Below are 22,610 nucleotides of genomic sequence, written 5' to 3' on the forward strand. Positions count from 1 at the left end.
ATTTTTTCAGGACGTTACACTATTTTGATTACTTAATTGCAGCTAAAGCATGTGTGTAATCTGGTTCTTGTCCAATTTCAGGAACTTGTTCTGCATAAGCAACTTCTCCATTTGGATCAATCACTACAACAGCGCGAGAAAATAATCCATTTAATGGTCCATCAACCATTTTTACACCATAAGCATTTGCAAACTCTTCATTTTTGAAATCAGATAAAGTGACTACATTATCCAAACCTTCGGCAGCACAAAAACGAGATAAAGCGAAAGGTAAATCTTTCGAAATACATAACACAACTGTATTTGCAGCAGAAGAGACTTCTTTGTTAAAAGTTCGTACAGATTGCGCACAAACACCAGTGTCAACACTTGGGAAAATATTTAAAACAACATTTTTCCCAGCATAATCAGCCAATGTTTTGTCGCTTAAATCGCCTGCTGTTAAAGCAAAACTTGGGGCTTTTTCACCAACTGTTGGTAAATCTCCGCCTGTATGAATAGGATTTCCTTTGAATGTAATTTCAGCCATAATTTTTTGTTTTATTCTAGATTTTTAATGATTAAAAGTAACAAAATTCTACGGAGAAAAAAGTATCTTCGCAACAATAAATTGTTACATTACAAATAACACACAAATATTATGCAACTTTCAAAGCGTTTACAGAATTTGAAACCATCTGCAACTATTGCAATGTCTGCGAAAGCAAGAGAATTAAAATCACAAGGAATCGATGTGATTAGTTTAAGTATTGGAGAACCAGATTTCAATACACCAGATTTTATCAAGGAGGCAGCTAAAAAAGCGATCGACGATAATTATTCAGGATATCCTCCAATTGCAGGGTATGCAGATTTGAAGGAAACGATTTGTAAGAAGTTTAAACGTGATAACAATATTGAATATACAGCAAATCAAGTTGTTGTTTCTACAGGAGCAAAACAATCTATTTATAATGTTTTACAAGCAATTGTAGACGAAGGAACTGAAGTAATTATTCCAACACCTTATTGGGTTTCTTATTCAGATATCGTAGAATTATCAGGAGGAACGCCAGTTTTTGTGGAAGGAACTTTAGAAGCTGATTTCAAAATTACACCAGCACAGTTAGAAGCTGCAATTACAGATAAAACTCGTGCTATTATTTATTCATCTCCTTGTAATCCGTCAGGATCAGTTTATACAAGGGAAGAATTACAAGGTTTAGCAACTGTTTTAGCAAAATATCAAGATGTGATTATTATTTCGGACGAGATTTATGAGCACATTGTTTACGGAGAAAAAAATGTTTCGATAGCATCTTTCCCAGAAGTTTATAACCAAACGGTAACAGTTAACGGATTAGCAAAAGCTTTTGCGATGACAGGATGGAGAATCGGTTTCATTGGAGCGCCAGCTTGGTTAGCAAAAGCATGCGAAACATTACAAGGGCAAGTAACTTCGGGAGCAACATCTATCGCGCAACGTGCTGCAATTACGGCTTTAGAAGCAGATCCAAGTTCTGTTCAATACATGGTTGATGCGTTTGCAGAACGTCGTGAATTGATGTTAGGTTGGGCAAGAGAAATTCCAACGTTCAAAGTAAACGAACCAAAAGGAGCTTTCTATTTATTTCCAGATGTTACGGCAACTTTCGGAAATACATACAATGGCGTTACAATTAACAATGCAGATGATTTAGCTTTATATTTATTAGAGCATGCACAAGTTGCAGTTGTTTCTGGTTCGGCTTTCGGGTCTAAAAATTGTATTCGTATCTCGTATGCGGCGTCTGTAGAAGAGTTGAAAGAAGCAATGACACGTATCAAAAATGCTTTAGCGTAAGTAGAAAAATAGATAAAATATCAAAATCCTCAAGTTTTACTTGAGGATTTTTTTGTGGATGATATTTTCTTAAAAAAAATGTGATTTTAATTTTAATGAAATTCAATTGATTAGCCTATTTAAGCGACTTTTTATTGAAAATATTTCAAAAAAGATTTGTTTTAATCGAAAATAACCTCTTATATTTGCACCACTAAAAACAAGGCGAGGTAGCTCAGATGGTTAGAGCGCAGGATTCATAACCCTGAGGTCGGCAGTTCGATTCTGCTCTTCGCTACAAATTCAAAAGACAAATTCATTATTGAATTTGTCTTTTTTATTATCAATAAATATTATTAGACTTCTGATGATAATCATCGATTAATCCTTTCAAATTCATTAAATTTGCATCCAATTTAATAACGTTCTAAATAAAATTCAAAAAAATGATTCAAACAGATATAGTTATAATCGGAGCTGGACCAACTGGTCTTTTTGCCGTTTTCGAAGCAGGTTTATTAAAAATGAGATGTCATATTATTGATGCTCTTCCTCAACCTGGAGGGCAATTGACAGAATTGTATCCAAAAAAACCAATTTTTGATATTCCTGGTTATCCTTCTGTTGGTGCAGGTGAATTGATTGATAACTTAATGGAGCAAATCAAACAATTTGAGCCAGGTTTTACATTGAACGAACAAGCTGCAACAATCGATAAGCAAGAAGACGGAACTTTTATTGTAACAACAAATAAAGGAACGCAAGTGCAAGGAAAAGCGGTTGCGATTGCAGGTGGTCTTGGATCTTTTGAACCTCGTAAACCAATTATCGAAAACATCGAAGCATACGAAGAAAATGGAGTGGAGTATTTTGTAAAAAATCCTGAATTGTTCCGTGATAAAAAAATCGTAATTGCTGGTGGTGGTGATTCTGCTTTGGATTGGTCTATTTTCTTGGCTGATGTTGCTGCCGAAGTTACGTTGGTACACAGAAGAAATGAGTTCCGTGGAGCGTTAGATTCTGTTGATAAAGTAATTGAATTGAAAAAATCAGGAAAAATTAATTTGGTTACTCCAGCTGAAATTACTGGAATCAAAGGTGAAGGAAAAGTGGAAAGTTTGGTAATTGAAAAAGAAGGTGAAATTTTTGAACTTGAAACAGATTATTTTATTCCATTGTTTGGTCTTTCTCCAAAACTAGGTCCTATTGCAAATTGGGGATTGGAGATTGAGAAAAACGCTATTAAAGTAAATAATGCTTTAGATTATCAAACAAATATCGAAGGAATTTACGCGATTGGTGATGTAAATACTTATCCAGGAAAATTGAAGTTGATTTTATGTGGTTTCCATGAAGCAACGCTAATGTGTCAGTCTGTTTACAATAGAATGAATCCTGGGAAAAAATTTGTCTTGAAATACACAACAGTTTCTGGTGTTGATGGTTTCGACGGGACAAGAAAAGAAGCCGAAAAAGCGGTTGTCAAAGCTATTGACTAATTTTAACAAAATAAATAGAAATATTTTTTAAATCTTTTACGTTTTGCGTAAAAGGTTTTTTTTATTCACATTCACAAGGTTCTCTACTTCGTCTTTTGGCTTCATTGTCCCAAAAAGGATAAAATTTTAATCCAAAATAAAAGTTCGCAGAAGTTAATTTTTTCTGTTTAAAAACGATTGGAATTGCATTATCACTGCCCAAAATTAGAGGGCCAATTCTTACATACCCACCAAATGTTATATTTTCAAAATCATAGATAGAAAGGGAAGGTCCAATTCCAAATCCATTTTTTTGGATAGTATAAGAAGTTTGTAGCACATTGATACGTTTCAAACTATTTTCAAAAACTGGAATTCGTTGCATCAAATTGAAATTTAAGTAATGATTTTCAATAATTTTTTTACTCAGATTAAGATGTAAACTCGTTGGTAAACCGATCGAAAAATTATTTCCCGTTTTAGATTTTGTTTCATCACCATAAACTTCTTTGCTCAAAAGTCCTAAATATTGATCAACACTTTCAAATTCAACTCCATCTAATTTTGGATTATTACGAATTTGAACTCTTTGCGAGGGATTGTAGAAATGATGGTTATCGCCTCTGAATTTTACTAATCCAACATCTAATAAATTTGCCGAAAATTTGAAATCATATAATTCATCATTCGCTCTTCTGTTCACAAAAGAAATTCCTAAATCTATTCCAACTCCATTTCCTCTATTTCGTAAAACATATTTATCTCGATCAAAATCATAATTGGTAGAATATCCTGCTTTTATATCATAATTTGACGCATAAATATTTGCATCAGGATTGTCGATTGTACTTGTTATAGTTGGTTCAGCTTCTAATTTTATCGCGTTTTTACTTTTGATATACGCGCCATCTAAACCCAAAAGATATTTAATATTTGCCCCAATAATAACTTCAGAAGTATTAGTTGTATACAAATTTGTCGCAACATTTAAGCCTAATTCAGCCCAATTCATTGCATTTGTCTTTGTAGGTTCAAACTCATAATTTTTTGGTTCTATTTCATTCTGATTACTAAAACGAAAATAATTATCTAAATCTTTAATAGAACCTTGTGTACGAAGTCGGGTAAAAATTCCAAGACGATAAGTTTGATTATTAATTTTCTTTTTAAAAGAAACCGAAGGTCCCATAAGATCATTTTCTAAATGATAAGAAATCGTATTTTTAGTTGTGAAATCTAAAATATTAGAATGTGTATCTCCTCTTATTCCAGCTTTTATATTTGCTGATTTTGTTTCACCTTTTATTAAACCTAATACGTTTTGATCGGATATGTAAGCGTAATCATTTCTGAATAAAATATCCTCAGAAATAATATTGACATCCCATTTATTCGGGTTAAAATATGGAGTTGTCGGAGAAAAAACACTACCGTTAATCCCGCTATATTGATCATTACTAAAAGATAAAATATTTTGTCCAAAAGTAAATCCTGAACAAGAAATAACGGTTAATAGAAGTTTTTTCAAACGATGAAATTTTTATTAAAAATAAGAAAAATCAATCGAAATAAATTACGGTTTTCCGTATAAAAATAAAAGAGTTTCAATTTGAAACCCTTCTTTATAAAATTAAATTTTAATCACCATCAATTAATCTTCCTAAACCTCCTAAAATAGATCCTTCACCTTGAGAAGAACCACCCGCAGAAGGAGCATGAGCAATAATACGATCGGCCAATCGACTAAAAGGTAAAGACTGAATATACACAACTCCTGGCCCTTTCAAAGTTGCAAAGAAAACACCTTCTCCTCCGAAAAATGTATTTTTAATTCCGCCTATAAATTCGATGTCGTATTGAACAGATTGTTCGAATCCAACAATGCAACCCGTATCGACTTTCAAGACTTCGCCAGCTTGTAAAACTCGACGATGCAATGTTCCACCAGCATGAATGAAAGCCATTCCGTCGCCTTCTAATTTTTGCATAATGAAACCTTCTCCTCCAAAAAGTCCAGTTCCTAATTTTCGATTAAATTCAATTCCAACCGAAACACCTTTTGCAGCACAAAGAAAAGCATCTTTCTGGCAAATAAATTTTCCATTTACTTCTGGTAAATCAATCGGAACAATTTTTCCTGGATATGGTGCAGCAAAAGATGCTTTCTTTTTTCCTTGCCCGTAATTCGTGTACGAAGTCATAAACAAACCTTCACCAGTTAACATTCGTTTTCCAGCGTTTAATAATTTTCCGAAAAGTCCACCGCTTTGTTGCGAACCATCGCCAAAAATTGTTTCCATTTTTACGCCATCATCCATCATCATAAAACTACCTGCTTCTGCTACAACAGTTTCTTGTGGATCCAATTCAATTTCGACAAATTGCATTTCTTCGCCGTAAATTTTATAATCTATTTCGTGTGCATTCATTTTTTTAATTTTACCAATTAGTAGACAAAATTCGTAATTCGTAACAGTTCTTATTTAAAATTAGTATTAAATATAATCCAATGAGGCATATTCTTTTTTTGAAAGTAAACAATCCGTATTTTTGTGTAACTTGAAAAAGTGTTATGGCAGATATTAAAATTACAATTATAGATAGAGAAGGAGTTTCGCACGAAGTCGATGCGCCTACTGATATGAATATGAATATTATGGAGCTTGTGCGTGCATACGAATTAGCACCAGAAGGAACCATTGGTATTTGTGGTGGAATGGCGATGTGTGCCTCTTGTCAATGTTATGTGTTGACACCAGAAATTCAATTGCCAGAAATGACGCCTGATGAAGATGCAATGTTAGCAGAGGCTTTTAATGTGAAAGATAATTCACGTTTAGGTTGTCAGTTACATCTTTCGGATGAAATGGATGGATTGGTTGTTGAATTAGCACCAGAATATTAAAATAAACGTATTGCGGTTAGCGATTTGTGAGAATTTTCGCTTTACGCTCATCGCTTTTCGCATAACGAAAATTATATGAATCAATTAGATAAAAGACTTTTTTTGTTAGATGCCTATGCCTTAATTTTTAGAGGATATTATGCATTTATAAAAAATCCACGAATCAACTCAAAAGGTTTCAATACATCGGCAATTATGGGATTTACAAATTCCTTGTTCGATGTTATTCGCCGTGAACAACCAACGCATTTAGCAGTTGTTTTTGATGTTGGTCAAGCAACAGTTCGTACGGTAGATTTTCCTGAATATAAAGCAAATCGTGATGAAACGCCAGAAGCAATTCGTCAAGGAGTTCCGTATATTCAAGATATTTTACGTGCGTTAAAAATTCCAGTGCTTTTTGCCGAAGGTTATGAAGCAGATGATGTGATCGGAACTTTGGCTCAAAAAGCTGAAAAAACTGGTTACACAACCTATATGGTAACGCCTGATAAGGATTTTGCGCAATTGGTAACGGACAAAATCAAGATGTATCGTCCTGCTGCAAACGGAAAAGGTGTGGAGATTTGGGGAATTGAAGAAGTCAAAGAAAAATTTGAAATCGATGATCCAATTCAAGTGATAGATTATCTTGGGATGATGGGAGACGCTGTCGATAATATTCCAGGTTTACCAGGTGTTGGAGCGAAAACTGCGAGTAAATATTTGAAAGAATTTGGTTCGATGGAAGGACTTTTAGCGAATACAGATAAGCTGAAAGGTAAAGCCAAAGAAAAAATTGAAGAAAATAAAGAACTTGGAATTTTATCAAAAAAATTAGCTACAATTATTACTGATGCTCCTGTAGAATTTGATGAAGAAGATTTAACGGTTTGCCCGCCAGATATAGAAAAAGTTACTGAACTTTTCACGGAGTTAGAATTCCGTCGTATGTTAGAAACGGTTTACAGAATTTATGGTTTGGATGTTTCGGGAATTATCAAAGAAGCGCAAGAAGAAATTTCTGCGGCAAGTCAGATTTCTTCGAATCAAGTGCAAATGGCTCAACAATCATTGTTCGATTTTACGTCTGATGAAGAAATCGTTCCACAAAATTCAGCTTTTACAGATATTTCAACAACCAATCATTTGTATCAATTAATCGATACGAAAAAAGGAAGAGAATTATTGTTGAAAAATATTCTGAAACAAAAAGAAGTGACTTTCGATACAGAAACAACGTCTTTGGATGCGTTAGAAGCAGAATTGGTTGGAATTTCATTTTCTTGGGAAAAAGGAAAAGGTTATTATCTTCCTTTTTCAACAGATTTTGAAGAAACAAAAGCAATTATCAACGAATTTAAACCATTTTTTGAAGATGAATCAATTTCGAAAATTGGTCAAAATCTAAAATATGATATTAAAGTTTTAAACAAATATGACATTGTTGTTTTAGGTCAAAATTTTGATACGATGATTGCGCATTATTTGATTAATCCAGATATGCGTCACAATATGGAAGTGTTGTCAGAAACATATTTGAGTTATCAACCAGTTTCAATCGAAAGTTTGATTGGAAAAAAAGGAAAGAATCAAAAGAATTTCCGTGATGTTCCGTTGATGGAGCAAACCGAATATGGAGTAGAAGATTCTGATATTACAAATCAGTTGAAAAATCTTTTCGAACCAGAATTAATCAAATCAAATACACACAAATTATTCACTGATCTTGAAATGCCATTGATGCAAGTTTTGGCTGATATGGAATTGGAAGGTGTTAATTTGGATGTTCCGTTCTTGAAAGAACTTTCGGTAAAACACGAAGCGAAATTAAGAGAATTAGAAACAAAAATTCACCAAGATGCTGGAGAAGAGTTTAATCTTAATTCGCCAAAACAATTGGGAGAAATCTTGTTTGATAAATTACAATTAGATCCAAAAGCGAAGAAAACTAAAACTGGTCAGTATGCAACAGGAGAAGAAATTTTATCAAAACTGAAAGATAAGCATCCAATTATCAATGATATTTTAGAGTACCGTCAATTACAAAAATTAAAATCGACTTATATTGATGCGTTGCCAGAATTGGTGAACCCAAAAACTGGTCGCGTGCATACAACATACGCGCAAACGGTTGCTGCAACGGGACGTTTGTCTTCTGTAAATCCGAATTTACAAAACATTCCGATTCGTTCAGAAGAAGGTCAGCAAATTCGTAAAGCCTTTGTTGCGCGAGATGAAAATCATGTGATTATTTCTGCCGATTATTCGCAAATTGAATTGCGTTTGATTGCACAAATGTCACAAGATCCTGCAATGGTAGAAGCTTTCAAACAAGGAGAAGATATTCACGCATCTACAGCAGCAAAAGTATTTAATGTCGCATTAGATGAGGTTACTCGTGAACAACGTAGTCAAGCGAAAACTGTAAACTTTGGAATTATTTATGGTGTTTCGGCTTTTGGTTTGGCAGAACAAGCGAATATTTCGCGTAAAGAAGCGAAAGTTTTGATTGATGCCTATTACGAAACGTATCCAACGTTGAAAGCATATATCGAAACACAAGTTGAGATCGCTCGTGATCAAGGTTTTGTAGAAACGTTGATGGGACGTCGTCGTTATTTGAAAGATATTAATTCGAGAAATGCAGTTGTTCGTTCGCATGCAGAGCGAAATGCAGTGAATGCGCCAATACAGGGAACTGCGGCGGATATCGTTAAAATGGCAATGATTCAAATTCAGAAAGAATTGAAAAAAAATTATAAAACCAAAATGATTTTACAAGTGCATGATGAGTTAATTTTTGATGCACCAAAAGATGAGGTTGAAAAAGTTTCTGAATTAATCAAATCGACTATGGAAGCTGCAATGCAAATGGATGTTCCGTTAATTGCAGAAGTCGGAGTAGGAGCAAATTGGTTAGAAGCGCACTAAAATTTTAACTGTTACAATATTTTATAAACGCCACTCATTGAGTGGCGTTTTTTTGTTATTATTTTTCGTTGGATTGGTTGTAATTGTTTTTTTGGTTGGTTTTCTAATTTTTTCATTAAATACTTATCAAATAAATTCCATCCAGTTGTTATTATCATTTGAATGATTTTCGGAGTATATTCCGAATCAATTATCATAGAGATTAAATTTTCAAAATCCATTTTCATTTTATTTTATATATAAAAAAGTCAACAGATTGATTTTTTTACTGCTGACACAATATCAAACCTATGTAAAAGGATTTTTTTGAAAGGACACAAAAAACACACACCATTATTTTTCTTTTAAATAGAGGATGAAAGGTTTTTTAGCATTTCTAACAAAACAATTATTTTTTTATTATATTTATAACTAGTTATAAATTAAATTATTATGAAAAAAGTATTATGTTTTATTTTTACGTTTATTATGTTATTATCATGTGAGACTGCTGAATATATAACAGCAAAAAATATTGATACATTAAAACCAATGGAAAATAATTTTTCTTCATCAAAATTTAATGTTGAAAATATTTTAAGTGGTGAAGAAATTATAAGTAAAATAAAAAAAGATGTTAATTTAAAGGAAGAAGATCAACTTAAGAATATTTCTTTAAGAGAATTATCTAATGATGAAAAATCAGAAGAACAAAAATCAAAAAGAATGTATGTTTTAAGAGGTAAAACAGATAAAGGTGTAAGTATTGCACATGTTTTTACAGCAAATCCTGATAATACTCTTTTAATGAGCGAAGGATTAACTTGTAAATGCACATCTACAAATTGTTCACAAGGTTGTGATGCTTCTATATGGGGAGGTAATTGCAGTTGTTCTCATTGTTCTTCAGAATGCAAAAAGGAATCAACAGTTACTCAAGAATTTGAAGGTTTGGGTTTTAAATCAAAAAAATAAGTGAAATTTTAATAACAAAATAAGCTTGGTTAAATTTTAACCAAGCTTATTTGTTTCGTTACCATGTCCTCACGTTGCCTCTTTCTCCTTCCTTTTTGGTAGAACAAATTTAACAATTTTTTTATCTTGTAAGAGTAATTTTGAATTAAAGTATTCTTTTCCATAACATTAGTTTTCTGACAACACTCCTTTTTTCTTTATATCGCTTTTATTGTACTGCTCATGAGAAAAATATTATTTACAATAATTATAAAGAGTTACTTTTTAGTAGCGCTTTTTTTGTTAAAATATCTATAAAATATTCTGATTAACAAATTCTTAACGAGATTAAAATATATCTTTAATTCATTATTGATTTTAAATTATATGAAAAAACTATTTTATTTTTTAACATTATTTGCGATATGTGTAAATGCTCAAATCGTAAATATAAAAATTACAGACTTTTCGAGTAATTTACCGCTTGATGATGCAGATGTATATTTCAAAAACTCGACAAAGAATTTTGTTTCGGATCAAGAAGGAAAAGCTGTTGTTGATTTAAGTAATGTTACGCAAAATGATGAATTAATCGTTTCGAAAAAAGATTATCAAGATGCGATAATTAAGGTTTCAGAATTGAAACCAGAAATGATCATCAAACTTGAGAAAGTTTCCGAAGTTGAGTTGAAAGAAGCTTTTGTTACAAATCTGAAAGCTGAGGATATTTTACAAAAAGTAATCGAAAATTACGATAAGAACTTTAATACAGAACAGCATTTTTATAAAGTGAATTTTGTGCTTGATGAAGTTGTTGATTCAACGAAAAGAGATTTTATTGATTTAGATTTACAATTACGATTCAAAAAAGATAATTTGAGTATTAAGTCATATAATAGAGTTAATATAAGAATAATAAATGAACCAAATTATGGATATATAATTAAGCTAAATCCTATTTTAGGTGAAATAAGTTTAAAAAATAAAGTGAATAGTTATTTGAAGTATTATACTAAATATAAAGTATCAACAGTGAATTTGACGATGTATGGAAATGAATTGATGTACGAATTTTATTTGTTAGATCATGTTTATCACCGATTTTTAATTGCAAAAGATTCTTATGCAATTGTTGAATATAGCATGGATGCAGAAGATTTGAAATTTAATAAGGAAAAACAAACAGTAAATTTTGTAAATACTTATTACAAGTATAGACCTTATCAAGGAAAGTATATTTTGAAAGAATTAATGCGAACTTGGAGTACAGATTATAAAGAAAATGATGGAAGTGATCATAATGTTAATGTAAAAATAAATCTTGAAGTAAAAGATTTTAGCACGCAACCTTTTCCAGAATTCAATAAATCGGTGAATGAAAAAATGGATATCCGTAGAAGTTTTAAATAATAAAAAAATCACAATAAAATGAAAAATATAATTGTAGGAATTACATTATTTTTAGGAGTTAATCTTTTTGCTCAATCAGAAAAAGAAAGTATTAGAGCGACGTATAAAGCCGAATTTATTTTTGATTACGAACAATCCAAAGATATGTTTCCCAAAAATTTACAAACCGCTTTCAAGTCTGCAATTGACCGAGGTATTTTTGTAGATTTTATTTTAGAAAGTAACAATGTGTTATCTATTTTCAAAGCTGATACGAAAATAAATAATGCACAAGATGAATCGGATATGGTTGTGCAAGAGATTTTGAAATCGGAACAAAATCCTTTGTATAAAGATTTTTCAAAAAATGAATATTATAAACAATTTGATATTAACGTCAAAACGTATTTGGTTAAAGAAAATATACCTGATTTTAATTGGCAATTAACGAAAGAAAAAGCGGTGATTAATTGTTATAATGTCGTGAAAGCGATTGGAGAAGATAAGGAAGGAAATACATTTATAGCTTGGTATTCGCCAGAAATAAAGTACAAAGATGGTCCGTATAATTTTGCGAATTTGCCAGGTTTGATTCTGCAAACTGAAATTATTACACCATATTTCAAAACGATTTTTAAAATTAATCAATTGGAAATTTTGACTAAAAAACTTGATATCACTTTACCAACAAAAGGTAAAATCTTAACCTTTCAAGAAATGCAAGATGATTTAAACTCGATAAGAAAATCATCAAATGAGGGTGTAGAAAAATAGTTTCCAAAATAAAAGCGTTACCCATAAAAGGTAACGCTTTAGTTTTGACTATTTTTTTTGAATTATACCATTGGTTTGCGAACAACTGGTAAAATTTCTCCTTTTTCTAAACAGTATTTTTGAACATCTTCTGACGGAATTTGTTTGGTATAATCAACTTTCTCGACGATAAACCCTACATCTTCTAAGCGTTTGTAATAATCTAAACCATAGACACGAACGTGATCATATTGTCCAAATTTTTCTTTTCGTTCTTCTTTCGATGTTACCGTTGGATCTTCATAAGTCACATCGCGTTGATACGAAATAGGAACTTGAAAAATTCCCCAACCACCAGGTTTCATCACACGAAATAATTCACTCATGGCTTTGTGATCATCAGGAATATGTTCTAATACGTGATTACAAAAAACAATATCGAATGTATCATCTCCAAAAGGTAAATCGCAAATATCAGCTTTTACATCGGCTAAAGGCGACTCGATATCACTTGTAATGTACTCAAGGTTTTTCATTGAGCGAAAGCGCTTGATAAAAGATTGTTCAGGTGCGATGTGCAAAACTTTTGCTTTTTCTGTAAAAAAAGAAGTTTCATTTTTGAGGTATAACCACATCAAACGATGTCTTTCTAACGAAAAAGTTCCTGGAGAAAGCACGTTATCGCGTTGTTTTTCGTAACCATAAGGCAACAAACTGTAATAACCTTGTCCATCTATTGGGTCTACGAAACGATTTCCTTTCATGAACCAAACCAAAACTGGACGAATAATATAACTACCTTGAATCAGTAAAGGACGAGGTAGAATATTCATGATTTTTTTTAAAAGCTTTTTCACAAAAGTTTTCTTAAGGTTTGAATAAAAATGGTTTTTCTTCGTCAGATTTGATACCTAAAGCATCGTAAATAAACTGATAAGTTGACAATAATTTTGGTTCGCCATCTACTACACAGACATCGTGCTCAAAGTGAGCCGAATATTTGTCATCGCGTGTAGTAACTGTCCAACCATCTGGGTGAAAGAAAACTTTTTCAGTTCCCATATTTACCATTGGTTCGATTGCTAATACTAAACCTTCTTCTATTTTTTTACCTGATCCGCGACGTCCATAATTAGGAACCTGAGGTTCTTCGTGCATTTTGCGACCTAATCCATGTCCTACCAATTCACGCACGACACCGTAACCTTCTTTTTCACAATGTTGTTGAATGGCAAAACCAATATCACCTACGCGATTACCTTTTTTCATTTGTTCAATACCTTTGAACATAGATTCTTTTGTAACACGAAGTAATTTTTCTGTTTCAGCATCAATTTCTCCAACCGCAAATGTATAAGCGTGATCTCCGTAAAAATCATTCATATAAACACCACAATCTACCGAAACAATATCTCCTTCGTTAAGTGGTTCATCGTTTGGAATTCCATGAACAACTTGTTGATTTGGAGAAATACAAAGGTTTTTAGGGAAATCGTACATTCCTAAAAATGCAGGATATCCACCATTGTCGCGAATAAATTCGCCTCCTAATTTATCTAAATGATTGGTTGTAACACCAGGCACTACTTCTTTGGCTAACATACCCAAGGTTTTTGAAACCAATTGAGCGCTTAGGTACATTAGTTCTAATTCTTCTTTACTTTTTAAATGTATCATAATCCGAAAAATCCTCTTTTCTTTTTCTTCTCAGGAGCTTTTTGCCCGTTTGCGTGAACACTTAATTCAATCTTTTTTGTAATGATTTGATAAACGTCACTCCAACCTGGGAAACCTCCTAAATTTCTATCGTCGATAAAGATATCGGCATTTATTTTTCGACTTTGCGTATTTTTATCAAAATCCTCTCCGTCAAAACTATTGTTGATGGCATAAAACTCAATTCTATTTTTTTTACAGAATTCTACAGCCTCATCTAAGTATTTACCACTACGATAAGTCCATAAAGTAAGGCGATATCCGTCGTTTTGTAATTGTTTCAATGTTTCGAAAGCGAAGATTTTAGCTTTTCCAATTTCTGGATATTTATCATCTACCACAGTTCCATCAAAGTCAACAGCAATAATTTTATTAATCATGTTTGTAAGTATTTAAAGTTATTTAGGTTATTTTTTTTGAACAATAATGTTTCCGGTCATTTCAGTTGGAATTTCAATTCCCATCAAAGTTAAGATAGTTGGTGCAATATCTCCAAGTTTACCATGTTCAACATTCCATTCGATATTTTTCTGAGCCAAAATAAATGGAACAGGATTCGTTGTATGTTGCGTATTCGGTGATCCATCTTCGTTCATCATAAAATCTGAATTTCCGTGATCAGCCAAAATCACCACATTGTAACCATGTTCTAAAGCTGCATTTATAATTTTTTCCGCACAAGAATCTACTACTTCAGCAGCTTTTATTGCCGCAGACATAACACCTGTATGTCCAACCATATCTGTATTAGCGAAGTTAAGACAAATGAAATCCGCTGATTCTTTTTCGATTTCTGGTACAATTGCATTTGTAATATCATATGCTGCCATTTCTGGTTTCAAATCGTAAGTCGCAACATCTCTTGGCGAAGCACATAAAATACGAGATTCACCAACGAAAGGTTCTTCGCGACCACCATTGAAAAAGAAAGTTACGTGGGGATATTTTTCAGTTTCAGCAATACGAATTTGCTTACGACCAGCATTCGCAATAACTTCTCCTAACGTATTTACAATATTTTTCTCATCAAAAATTACCGCAACTCCAGTATATGTAGCATCATATTCTGTAAGAGTGATATATTTTAGATTTAATTTATGCATTCCAAATTCTGGAAAATCATGTTGCGTTAAAACTTCTGTGATTTCACGTCCACGATCAGTTCTAAAATTAAAACAAATCACTACATCATCATTCTCGATTTTAGCTTTTGGTTGACCATTTCCATCCGTTACAATAATCGGTTTGATGAATTCATCTGTCACGCCTTCATTATAAGATGCACGAATTGCTTCTAATGGATTTGTTGTTGTTTCACCAACTGCATTTACCATTGCATCGTATGCTAATTTCACACGTTCCCAACGTTTATCACGATCCATTGCATAATAACGACCAGTAATCGAAGCGATTTCTCCTGTTGATTTTGTCATGTGGTTTATCAATTCTGTGATAAATCCTTCGCCAGATTTTGGATCTGTATCACGACCATCTGTGAAAGCATGTACAAAAACATTTTGTTGTAAACCTGATTGATTTGCTGCATCCAACAAACCTTTCAAATGATTGATATGTGAGTGTACACCACCATCAGAAACTAAACCGATGAAATGTACTTTTTTGTTATTCTCTAAAGCATATTGAAAAGCATCTTTTAAGATTGGTTCGTTTTGTAATGTTCCGTTTTCAACTGCCATATTGATTCGAACTAAGTTTTGGAAAACCACTCGTCCAGCACCCAAATTCATATGTCCAACTTCCGAATTCCCCATTTGTCCTTCTGGTAAACCAACGGCTAAACCAAATGTATCCAACGTAGAATGCGGAAATTTCTCGAAACAACTATCTATAAAAGGTGTATTTGCTTGCGCGATTGCAGAAACAGCAGGGTTTGGTCCAATTCCCCATCCGTCCAAAATCATTAATATTGCTTTATTGTTCATTTTTCTTGTAATAATTAAGCCCAAAGATAAGCATTCCTTGGGCTGAAAGTTTATTTTTTGTATGGTTTAATTTGCGACTTCACTGATGAATTTGATACGCATCAAACGTAATTCTTCTTCATCATAATCGTCACCAAATTCATCTAACAATGATGACATTGAGTCGGTATCTGCATCCATCAAGAATTCATAAATTTCCTCTTGTTGGTCTTCGTCCAAAACTTCGTCAATGTAATAATTGATATTTAATTTTGTTCCTTGATAAACGATACTTTCCATTTCTGAAAGCAAATCGCTCATCGTCATATTTTTTGCTTCCGCAACATCTTCAAGATTTAACTTTCTATCTGTTGATTGAATGATATAAACTTTGTGGCTCGATTTGTCCGCAACTTGTTTAATCACCATATCTTCAGGACGAATGATATCATTGTCTTTTACATATTGCGCAATAAAATCTACAAATTCTTTTCCGAATTTCTGAGCTTTTCCTTCTCCAACTCCAAACACATTTGTTAACTCCTTAACTGTTGTTGGGTATTGCATTGTCATATCATCTAAACTTGAATCTTGGAAAACAGCAAAAGGTGGAATCTGATGTTTTTTAGAGATTTTTTTACGTAAATCTTTCAATTGTTTCAATAAAACATCATCAAAAGCAATAGGAGTAGAAGACGTTTCTTCTTTATCAAAGCTACCTTCTGATAACAATTTTTTGAAATCAATATCTTCGGCAATTTCAAAAGAAGTTGGTTTACTAATGAAATCTTTTCCTGCTTTGGTAATTTTTAAAATACCATACGATTCGATTTCTTTCTCTAATAAATTACGAACAATTAATTGGCGTAAAATAGATTTCCAATAATAATCTTCTTTCAATTTTCCAATTCCAAAGAAATCTTCGGAGCTCAAATTATATGATTTTGTAATCGAAGTTTCTTTACCAACGATAACATTTACAACATCATTTAATTTTAATTTTTGATTTGTTTTCTGAACAACCTTCAATGCAATAACAGCATCATCTTTTGCCTCAATCATTTTTTTAGGATTGCGCATATTGTCGTCCATATTTGCCCCTTCGCCGTTTTTGTCGTCGAATTCTTCTCCAAAATAATGTAACAAAAATTTACGACGCGACATCGAAGTTTCGGCATATGCTACAACCTCAGAAAGTAATTGCATTCCAACTTCGCGTTCTGCAACAGGTTTACTTGCTAAGAATTTTTCTAACTTTTCGATATCTTTATAATCATAGAAAGCAATACAAACACCTTCACCACCATCGCGACCTGCACGACCAGTTTCTTGGTAATAACTTTCTAACGATTTTGGCATATCGTAATGCATTACAAAACGTACATCTGGCTTGTCAATTCCCATTCCGAAAGCAATTGTAGCGACAACGACACTTGCATCTTCCATCAAAAACATATCTTGATGTTTGCTACGTGTTTTGGCATCTAAACCTGCGTGATAAGGAATAGCATTGATTCCGTTTACTTGTAAAAGTTGCGTAATTTCTTCAACTTTTTTACGACTCAAGCAATAAATGACACCAGATTTACCATCGTTTTGTTTGATAAATTTGATGATTTGTTTGTCTTGATCAACCTTTGGGCGGATTTCGTAAAATAAATTCGTACGATTAAAAGAATCTTTAAAAACTTTAGCGCTTTGCATTCCCAAAGTTTTCTGAATATCTTCTTGTACTTTTGGTGTTGCTGTTGCAGTTAAAGCAATAATTGGCGCATCACCAATTTTGTTGATAATCGCTTTTAGATTACGATATTCTGGTCGAAAATCGTGTCCCCATTCAGAAATACAGTGCGCTTCATCAATAGCAAAAAAAGAAATTTTTACCGATTTAAAGAAATCGATGTATTCTTCTTTTGTCAAAGATTCGGGTGCAACGTACAACATTTTAGTTACCCCATCTTTAATATCTGTCATAACTGTTTTCGTTTCTGACTTGTTTAAAGATGAGTTTAATACGTGGGCAATTCCATCATTTTCAGAAATTCCACGTATAGCGTCTACTTGATTCTTCATCAGCGCGATTAAAGGGGATACAATAATCGCAACTCCATCTGACATTAATGCCGGTAGTTGATAACATAAAGACTTACCTCCGCCAGTTGGCATCAAAACAAATACATCTTCTTTATTTAATAAGCTTGTAATGATTTCGTGCTGCTGTCCTTTAAATTGGTCGAAACCAAAATATTTTTTTAGGTAAGATGTTAAGTTTTTCGAAGTGGCTTCCATCTACACAAAAGACTAAAATTAATATTATAAATTAAATAGTTCCTATATTTGATAACTCTTAAATATACGCATAAATTTTATATGTTTTATATATAATTGAGTGTAAATAAAAAAGGAGAGTAAAAGTACGAAAAATTTTAAAAATAGACAATAGAAATTTTATTGTGGGAAATTCAGAATTAATACAAATAGCGCAAGGTGTTTTTCGAGAAGAAATTCAAGCGCTGGAAGCAATAGCTTCTCGTATTAGCGAGTCTTTTGTTGATGCGGTAAATGCAATATATAACACGAAAGGAAAGTTGGTAGTTGTTGGAGTTGGAAAGAGTGCACATATTGCAAATAAAATTGTAGCAACGTTAAATTCTACCGGAACTCCAAGTCAATTTTTACATGCGACGGAAGCCATTCATGGCGATTTGGGTCTTGTACGACCAGAAGATGTGGTGATTTGTATCTCGAAAAGTGGAAATACGCCAGAGATTACATATTTAGCTCCGATTCTTAAACAATATGCTTCGGTTTTGATTGGATTGACATCAAATTTGAAATCAGAATTAGCAAAAAATTCAGACATTGTTTTGGATGTTAATATTGATAAAGAAGCTTGTCCAGTAAATTTGGCACCAACAACTTCTACAACGGCTCAATTGGTAATGGGTGATGCTTTGGCAGTTGCTTTGATGAAATTGAGAGCGTTTACACAAAACGATTTTGCAAAATATCATCCAGGTGGAGCTTTAGGAAAACGATTATTGTGGACAGTAGAAAATATTGTTGATCCAGAAAGAAAACCTTCTGTGCATCCAGATTCTTCGATTACAGAAGTCATTAATTCATTAACATCAGGTCGTCATGGAATTACAGTTGTGATTGATAATGATAAAATTGTTGGTGTGATAACAGATGGAGATTTGCGCCGAATGTTATTAAATAATGAAACTTTTGCACATTTAACTGCGAAAGATATTGCTTCAATGAATCCGAAAACAATCAAAAAAGCTGAAAAAGCAAGAGAAGCTTTAGCGATTCTTCGTCACAACAGTATTGGACAATTGGTGGTGGTTGATGAAGAAAATCATTATTATGGAATTTTGGATATTCACTCAATTTTAAACGAAGGAATCGAATAAGCGTATGGCAGATAATACAAAATCGAGTATGTCATTTTTGGCTCATATTGGTGAGTTGAGAGGACATTTGGTTCGTTCTATTTTATCAATTGTGATTACATCTATTGCAGTCGCTATTTATTGGGACGAATTGGTGGAACATGTGATTATGGCTCCATTAAAATCAACTTTTCCAACGTTTGATATTTTTAATCAATTTGGTGAATTAACAGGTTTCGGAAAAATTTATACCGAATCATTTGATATTTCGAAAGAATTGACCAATCTTAATCCATCAGGACAGATCACTTCACAATTTTTTGCAGTAATTGTGTGTGGTGTAATTATCGCAATTCCTTATATTATTTTTGAAATTTGGCGATTTGTAAAACCAGCATTAAAAGAAGCTGAACGAAAATATGCAGGATTTACCATTTTCGCTGTTTCGTTTTTCTTTGTAACAGGAGTCTTATTTAGTTACTATATGTTGCTACCATTGTGTACACAATTTTTATTCACTTACGATCCTTTTGGTGTAGGAAATACATGGACGTTGCCAAGTTATATCGATTTATTTGTTCAATTATTATTATCGATGGGAGTTATGTTTTTGATGCCTGTTTTCGTTTACTTCTTAACGAGTATTGGAATCTTAACACCAAAATTTTTGAAAGAATACCGTAAACACGCATTTATTGTTGTATTAGTGATTGCAGCTGCAATTACACCAAACGATGTGTACAGTATGATTTTAGTTACAATTCCTCTTTGGTTATTGTATGAACTAAGTGTATTGGTTTCAAATTCAGTTTATAAAAAACAACTGAAAGCGAAAAGTAACGACTTAGTAAAGAATTAACAATGTTATGCTTGCATAATAAAATAAATTAGTTATTTTTACATAAAAGAAAAAGTAAACACAAAATTATGAAGATATTAGTTTGTATTAGTAGTGTACCAGATACTACAGCAAAAATCAACTTCACAGCTGACGGAAAATCATTTGACAAAAATGGCGTTCAGTTCGTTATTAACCCGCACGACGAATTTAGTTTAAACAAAGCAGTAGAGTTACAAGAAAAACAAGGTGCTACTGTTACCATTTTAACTGTTGGAGATGCAACTGTAGATCCAGTTATGCGTAAAGCTTTAGCAATTGGTGCGAATGATGGAATTCGTATTGATGCTGATGCTCGCGATGATTTCTTTGTTGCTACACAAATCGCAAAAGCTGCTAAAGATGGTGGTTTCGATTTAGTATTGACAGGAAAAGAGTCAATTGATTATAATGGAGGTTCTGTACCAGGATTAGTTGCAGCAATGTTAGATTATGGTTTTGTAAACGGATGTATCGGTCTTGATGTAGAAGGTTCTTCTGCAAAAGCTGTTCGCGAAATTGATGGAGGAAAAGAAACCGTAGAGGTTGCCTTACCAGCTGTTATCGCAGGACAAAAAGGATTGGTTGATGAAGCTGCATTAAGAATTCCTAACATGCGAGGAATTATGCAAGCGCGTACAAAACAAATCGCAGTTGTTGCCCCAGAAACGACAGAAAGTAAAGTTGAAGTTGTTGGTTATGTAAAACCTGCTGAAAGAGGTAATGTAACATTAATCGACAAAGACAATGTAGCAGAATTGGTAAGATTATTACACGAAGAAGCTAAAGTAATCTAATTATTCACCTAAAAAGAAATTAAAAAATGGCAATTTTTGTATACGCAGAGTCACACGACGGAAAATATAAAAAAGCAGGATTAGAAGCAGTTTCTTACGCAAAAGCTACAGCTGATGTTGCTGGAGATACTGTTACAGCAATCGTTTTTGGAAATGCTGCTGCTGACGAATTATATAAATATGGAGCATCTAAAGTAGTTAAAATTGAGAATGCAGCTTTAGCAAAATTTGATGCAAATTCTTACGCAAAAGCTTTGGCTGAAGTTGCTCAAGGAGATGTTGTGGTTTTACCATCAACAAACGAAGGAGCTACTGTAGCACCAGTTTTAGCATACAAAACAGGAGCATCTTTAGTAACAAATGTAGAAAAAGCTCCAACAGCAGTTTCTCCATTCACAGTTGCGCGTAAAGCATTCTCTGGAAAAGGAGTAGAAACTGTTGCAGTTTCAGGAAAAGTTGTAGTTACAGTTTTACAAAACGCATTCGGAGCAAAAGAAAATGCAGTTTCTGGTTCAGAAGAATCAGCTTCAATATCAGTTTCTGATGCAGATGCTAAAGTAAAAGTTGTTTCAACAGAAATGGCTTCTTCTGATAAAATCGATTTGAAAGAAGCTGATATCGTAGTTTCTGCAGGTCGTGGAATGAAAGGTCCTGAAAACTGGGGAATGATCGAAGATTTAGCAAAAGTTTTAGGAGCTGCTACAGCGTCATCTAAACCAGTTGCTGATATCGGTTGGAGACCTCATGCTGAGCACGTAGGACAAACAGGAAAAGCAATTGCGCCAAATTTATACATCGCAGTTGGTATTTCAGGAGCTATTCAGCACTTAGCTGGAGTTAACGGATCTAAAACAATTGTTGTTATTAACAATGATCCAGAAGCGCCTTTCTTCAAAGCAGCTGATTACGGAATCGTAGGAGATGCTTTTGAGATTGTTCCTAAATTAACTGAAGAGTTAAAAAAATATAAAGGTCAAGCTTAATCATTTTAAGATTATAAATTCAATCCGAATCATTTAGGTGGTTCGGATTTTTTTTATTCATTAAAAAAAGATTAAATATTCATCAGTTTTTCATAGATTTACACCCAAATGGACAATTTAATTAGATTAAATATTAAAGGAATTTCTTACAGTCAAACTCAGACTGGCGCATATGCGTTGATTCTTGAGGAAAATGTAGGAGGAAGAAAGTTACCTATTATTATTGGGAGCTTCGAAGCGCAATCAATCGCATTAGCTTTAGAGAAAGATATTAATCCACCTCGTCCATTAACACACGATTTGTTTATTTCATTAGGAAAAGAATTTCAATTGAATGTTGAATCTATTTATATTTATAAATTAGAAGATGGCGTTTTCTATTCGAATATTATTTTTGTGAATAACGATGGACAACGTGCCGAAATTGATTCGAGAACTTCTGATGCAATTGCGTTGGCTGTTCGTTTCAATGCACCTATCTATGCCTATGATAATGTTGTAGAAAAAGCTGGAATTCATTTGGACGTTATTGAAGAAGAAGAAAATATACGTCGCGCAGCAAATAACTTCGAAGATGATTTGGATATCTTAGCTGGTTTAGAAAGTGATTTGTCTGAAATCAATGAATATGAAGGTTGGACAAAATCTGAGCTTGAAGCTGAGATGGAAAAAGCTGTGAAAAATGAAGATTACGAATTGGCAGCTCGCCTTCGTGATCAAATCGATAACATGGAAAACTAATAAC

General features: G+C 33.0%; 21 protein-coding genes and 1 tRNA gene. 13 read left to right on the top strand and 9 right to left on the bottom strand.

Annotated elements, in window-relative coordinates:
* Positions 1 to 28 precede the first annotated feature (28 nt).
* The gene (gene tpx, locus B4E95_RS11990) at positions 29 to 529 is read right to left on the bottom strand and encodes a thiol peroxidase (protein ID WP_291091710.1); all 501 of its coding nucleotides are present in this window, start codon (positions 527 to 529) and stop codon (positions 29 to 31) included.
* Positions 530 to 640: 111 nt separating this feature from the next.
* Between tpx and B4E95_RS11995 the strand changes: the two genes are divergently transcribed.
* The 3 genes from B4E95_RS11995 (at position 641) to B4E95_RS12005 (ending at position 3,300) form a co-directional block, all read left to right on the top strand.
* Entirely contained in the window at positions 641 to 1,822 is a 1,182-nt protein-coding gene (locus B4E95_RS11995) for a pyridoxal phosphate-dependent aminotransferase (RefSeq protein ID WP_291091712.1), read from the top strand.
* A gap of 203 nt (positions 1,823 to 2,025) precedes the next feature.
* Positions 2,026 to 2,099 (top strand) — tRNA-Met (locus tag B4E95_RS12000).
* Between the two features lie 148 nt (positions 2,100 to 2,247).
* Entirely contained in the window at positions 2,248 to 3,300 is a 1,053-nt protein-coding gene (locus tag B4E95_RS12005) for an NAD(P)/FAD-dependent oxidoreductase (RefSeq protein WP_291091713.1), read from the top strand.
* 61 nt (positions 3,301 to 3,361) lie between these two features.
* On the opposite strand, the gene B4E95_RS12010 is transcribed toward B4E95_RS12005, so the two are convergent.
* Positions 3,362 to 4,807, bottom strand: coding sequence for a DUF5723 family protein (locus B4E95_RS12010; protein WP_291091715.1), 1,446 nt, complete (start codon positions 4,805 to 4,807; stop codon positions 3,362 to 3,364).
* A gap of 109 nt (positions 4,808 to 4,916) precedes the next feature.
* A complete protein-coding gene (locus tag B4E95_RS12015) occupies positions 4,917 to 5,708 on the bottom strand; it encodes a TIGR00266 family protein (RefSeq protein ID WP_291091717.1) in 792 nt (263 codons plus the stop codon).
* A gap of 143 nt (positions 5,709 to 5,851) precedes the next feature.
* Here B4E95_RS12015 and B4E95_RS12020 point away from each other — a divergent pair, with 143 nt between their 5' ends.
* Both B4E95_RS12020 and polA read left to right on the top strand, forming a co-directional pair.
* On the top strand, positions 5,852 to 6,184 hold the full coding sequence (locus tag B4E95_RS12020; RefSeq protein ID WP_180905218.1) for a 2Fe-2S iron-sulfur cluster-binding protein: 333 nt from the start codon (positions 5,852 to 5,854) through the stop codon (positions 6,182 to 6,184).
* A 75-nt stretch (positions 6,185 to 6,259) separates the two neighbouring features.
* Positions 6,260 to 9,097, top strand: coding sequence for a DNA polymerase I (gene polA / locus B4E95_RS12025; protein ID WP_291091719.1), 2,838 nt, complete (start codon positions 6,260 to 6,262; stop codon positions 9,095 to 9,097).
* 11 nt (positions 9,098 to 9,108) lie between these two features.
* Here polA and B4E95_RS12030 read toward each other — a convergent pair whose 3' ends face one another.
* On the bottom strand, positions 9,109 to 9,318 hold the full coding sequence (locus B4E95_RS12030) for a hypothetical protein (protein ID WP_291091721.1): 210 nt from the start codon (positions 9,316 to 9,318) through the stop codon (positions 9,109 to 9,111).
* A 211-nt stretch (positions 9,319 to 9,529) separates the two neighbouring features.
* On the opposite strand from B4E95_RS12030, the gene B4E95_RS12035 reads away from it, so the two are divergent.
* The 3 genes from B4E95_RS12035 (at position 9,530) to B4E95_RS12045 (ending at position 12,193) form a co-directional block, all read left to right on the top strand.
* Positions 9,530 to 10,051, top strand: a complete 522-nt coding sequence (locus tag B4E95_RS12035; protein WP_291091723.1) for a hypothetical protein — start codon at positions 9,530 to 9,532, stop codon at positions 10,049 to 10,051.
* 366 nt (positions 10,052 to 10,417) lie between these two features.
* Positions 10,418 to 11,440 (top strand): hypothetical protein, encoded by a 1,023-nt coding sequence (locus tag B4E95_RS12040; protein ID WP_291091725.1) that lies wholly within the window; start codon positions 10,418 to 10,420, stop codon positions 11,438 to 11,440.
* An 18-nt stretch (positions 11,441 to 11,458) separates the two neighbouring features.
* Positions 11,459 to 12,193 carry a GLPGLI family protein gene (locus B4E95_RS12045; RefSeq protein WP_291091726.1) on the top strand — a complete coding sequence of 245 codons (735 nt, stop codon included), beginning with the start codon at positions 11,459 to 11,461 and terminating at the stop codon, positions 12,191 to 12,193.
* A gap of 62 nt (positions 12,194 to 12,255) precedes the next feature.
* On the opposite strand, the gene B4E95_RS12050 is transcribed toward B4E95_RS12045, so the two are convergent.
* From B4E95_RS12050 to recQ, 5 genes are all read right to left on the bottom strand, one after another.
* On the bottom strand, positions 12,256 to 13,029 hold the full coding sequence (locus B4E95_RS12050) for a class I SAM-dependent methyltransferase (RefSeq protein ID WP_171621818.1): 774 nt from the start codon (positions 13,027 to 13,029) through the stop codon (positions 12,256 to 12,258).
* Positions 13,030 to 13,039: 10 nt separating this feature from the next.
* Positions 13,040 to 13,849 carry a type I methionyl aminopeptidase gene (gene map / locus B4E95_RS12055; protein ID WP_171621819.1) on the bottom strand — a complete coding sequence of 270 codons (810 nt, stop codon included), beginning with the start codon at positions 13,847 to 13,849 and terminating at the stop codon, positions 13,040 to 13,042.
* Entirely contained in the window at positions 13,846 to 14,268 is a 423-nt protein-coding gene (locus B4E95_RS12060; RefSeq protein ID WP_291091728.1) for a BT0820 family HAD-type phosphatase, read from the bottom strand. The genes map and B4E95_RS12060 overlap by 4 nt, the downstream gene beginning before the upstream one ends.
* Before the next feature lie 27 nt (positions 14,269 to 14,295).
* Positions 14,296 to 15,831, bottom strand: coding sequence for a 2,3-bisphosphoglycerate-independent phosphoglycerate mutase (gpmI, locus tag B4E95_RS12065; RefSeq protein ID WP_291091730.1), 1,536 nt, complete (start codon positions 15,829 to 15,831; stop codon positions 14,296 to 14,298).
* 66 nt (positions 15,832 to 15,897) lie between these two features.
* A complete protein-coding gene (recQ, locus tag B4E95_RS12070; protein ID WP_291091732.1) occupies positions 15,898 to 18,099 on the bottom strand; it encodes a DNA helicase RecQ in 2,202 nt (733 codons plus the stop codon).
* Between the two features lie 164 nt (positions 18,100 to 18,263).
* Here recQ and B4E95_RS12075 point away from each other — a divergent pair, with 164 nt between their 5' ends.
* The 5 genes from B4E95_RS12075 (at position 18,264) to B4E95_RS12095 (ending at position 22,606) form a co-directional block, all read left to right on the top strand.
* On the top strand, positions 18,264 to 19,229 hold the full coding sequence (locus B4E95_RS12075; RefSeq protein ID WP_291091734.1) for a KpsF/GutQ family sugar-phosphate isomerase: 966 nt from the start codon (positions 18,264 to 18,266) through the stop codon (positions 19,227 to 19,229).
* Between the two features lie 4 nt (positions 19,230 to 19,233).
* A complete protein-coding gene (tatC, locus tag B4E95_RS12080) occupies positions 19,234 to 20,067 on the top strand; it encodes a twin-arginine translocase subunit TatC (protein WP_115001876.1) in 834 nt (277 codons plus the stop codon).
* Positions 20,068 to 20,135: 68 nt separating this feature from the next.
* Positions 20,136 to 20,882, top strand: coding sequence for an electron transfer flavoprotein subunit beta/FixA family protein (locus tag B4E95_RS12085; protein ID WP_291064140.1), 747 nt, complete (start codon positions 20,136 to 20,138; stop codon positions 20,880 to 20,882).
* Positions 20,883 to 20,908: 26 nt separating this feature from the next.
* Positions 20,909 to 21,865: an electron transfer flavoprotein subunit alpha/FixB family protein gene (locus B4E95_RS12090; protein WP_291074277.1), complete on the top strand. Its 957-nt coding sequence runs from the start codon at positions 20,909 to 20,911 to the stop codon at positions 21,863 to 21,865.
* 108 nt (positions 21,866 to 21,973) lie between these two features.
* A complete protein-coding gene (locus B4E95_RS12095) occupies positions 21,974 to 22,606 on the top strand; it encodes a bifunctional nuclease family protein (protein ID WP_291091736.1) in 633 nt (210 codons plus the stop codon).
* The last annotated feature ends 4 nt before the right edge of the window (positions 22,607 to 22,610 follow it).

This window comes from Empedobacter sp. UBA7494 (genome assembly GCF_002478465.1).
Taxonomy (GTDB): domain Bacteria; phylum Bacteroidota; class Bacteroidia; order Flavobacteriales; family Weeksellaceae; genus Empedobacter; species Empedobacter falsenii_B.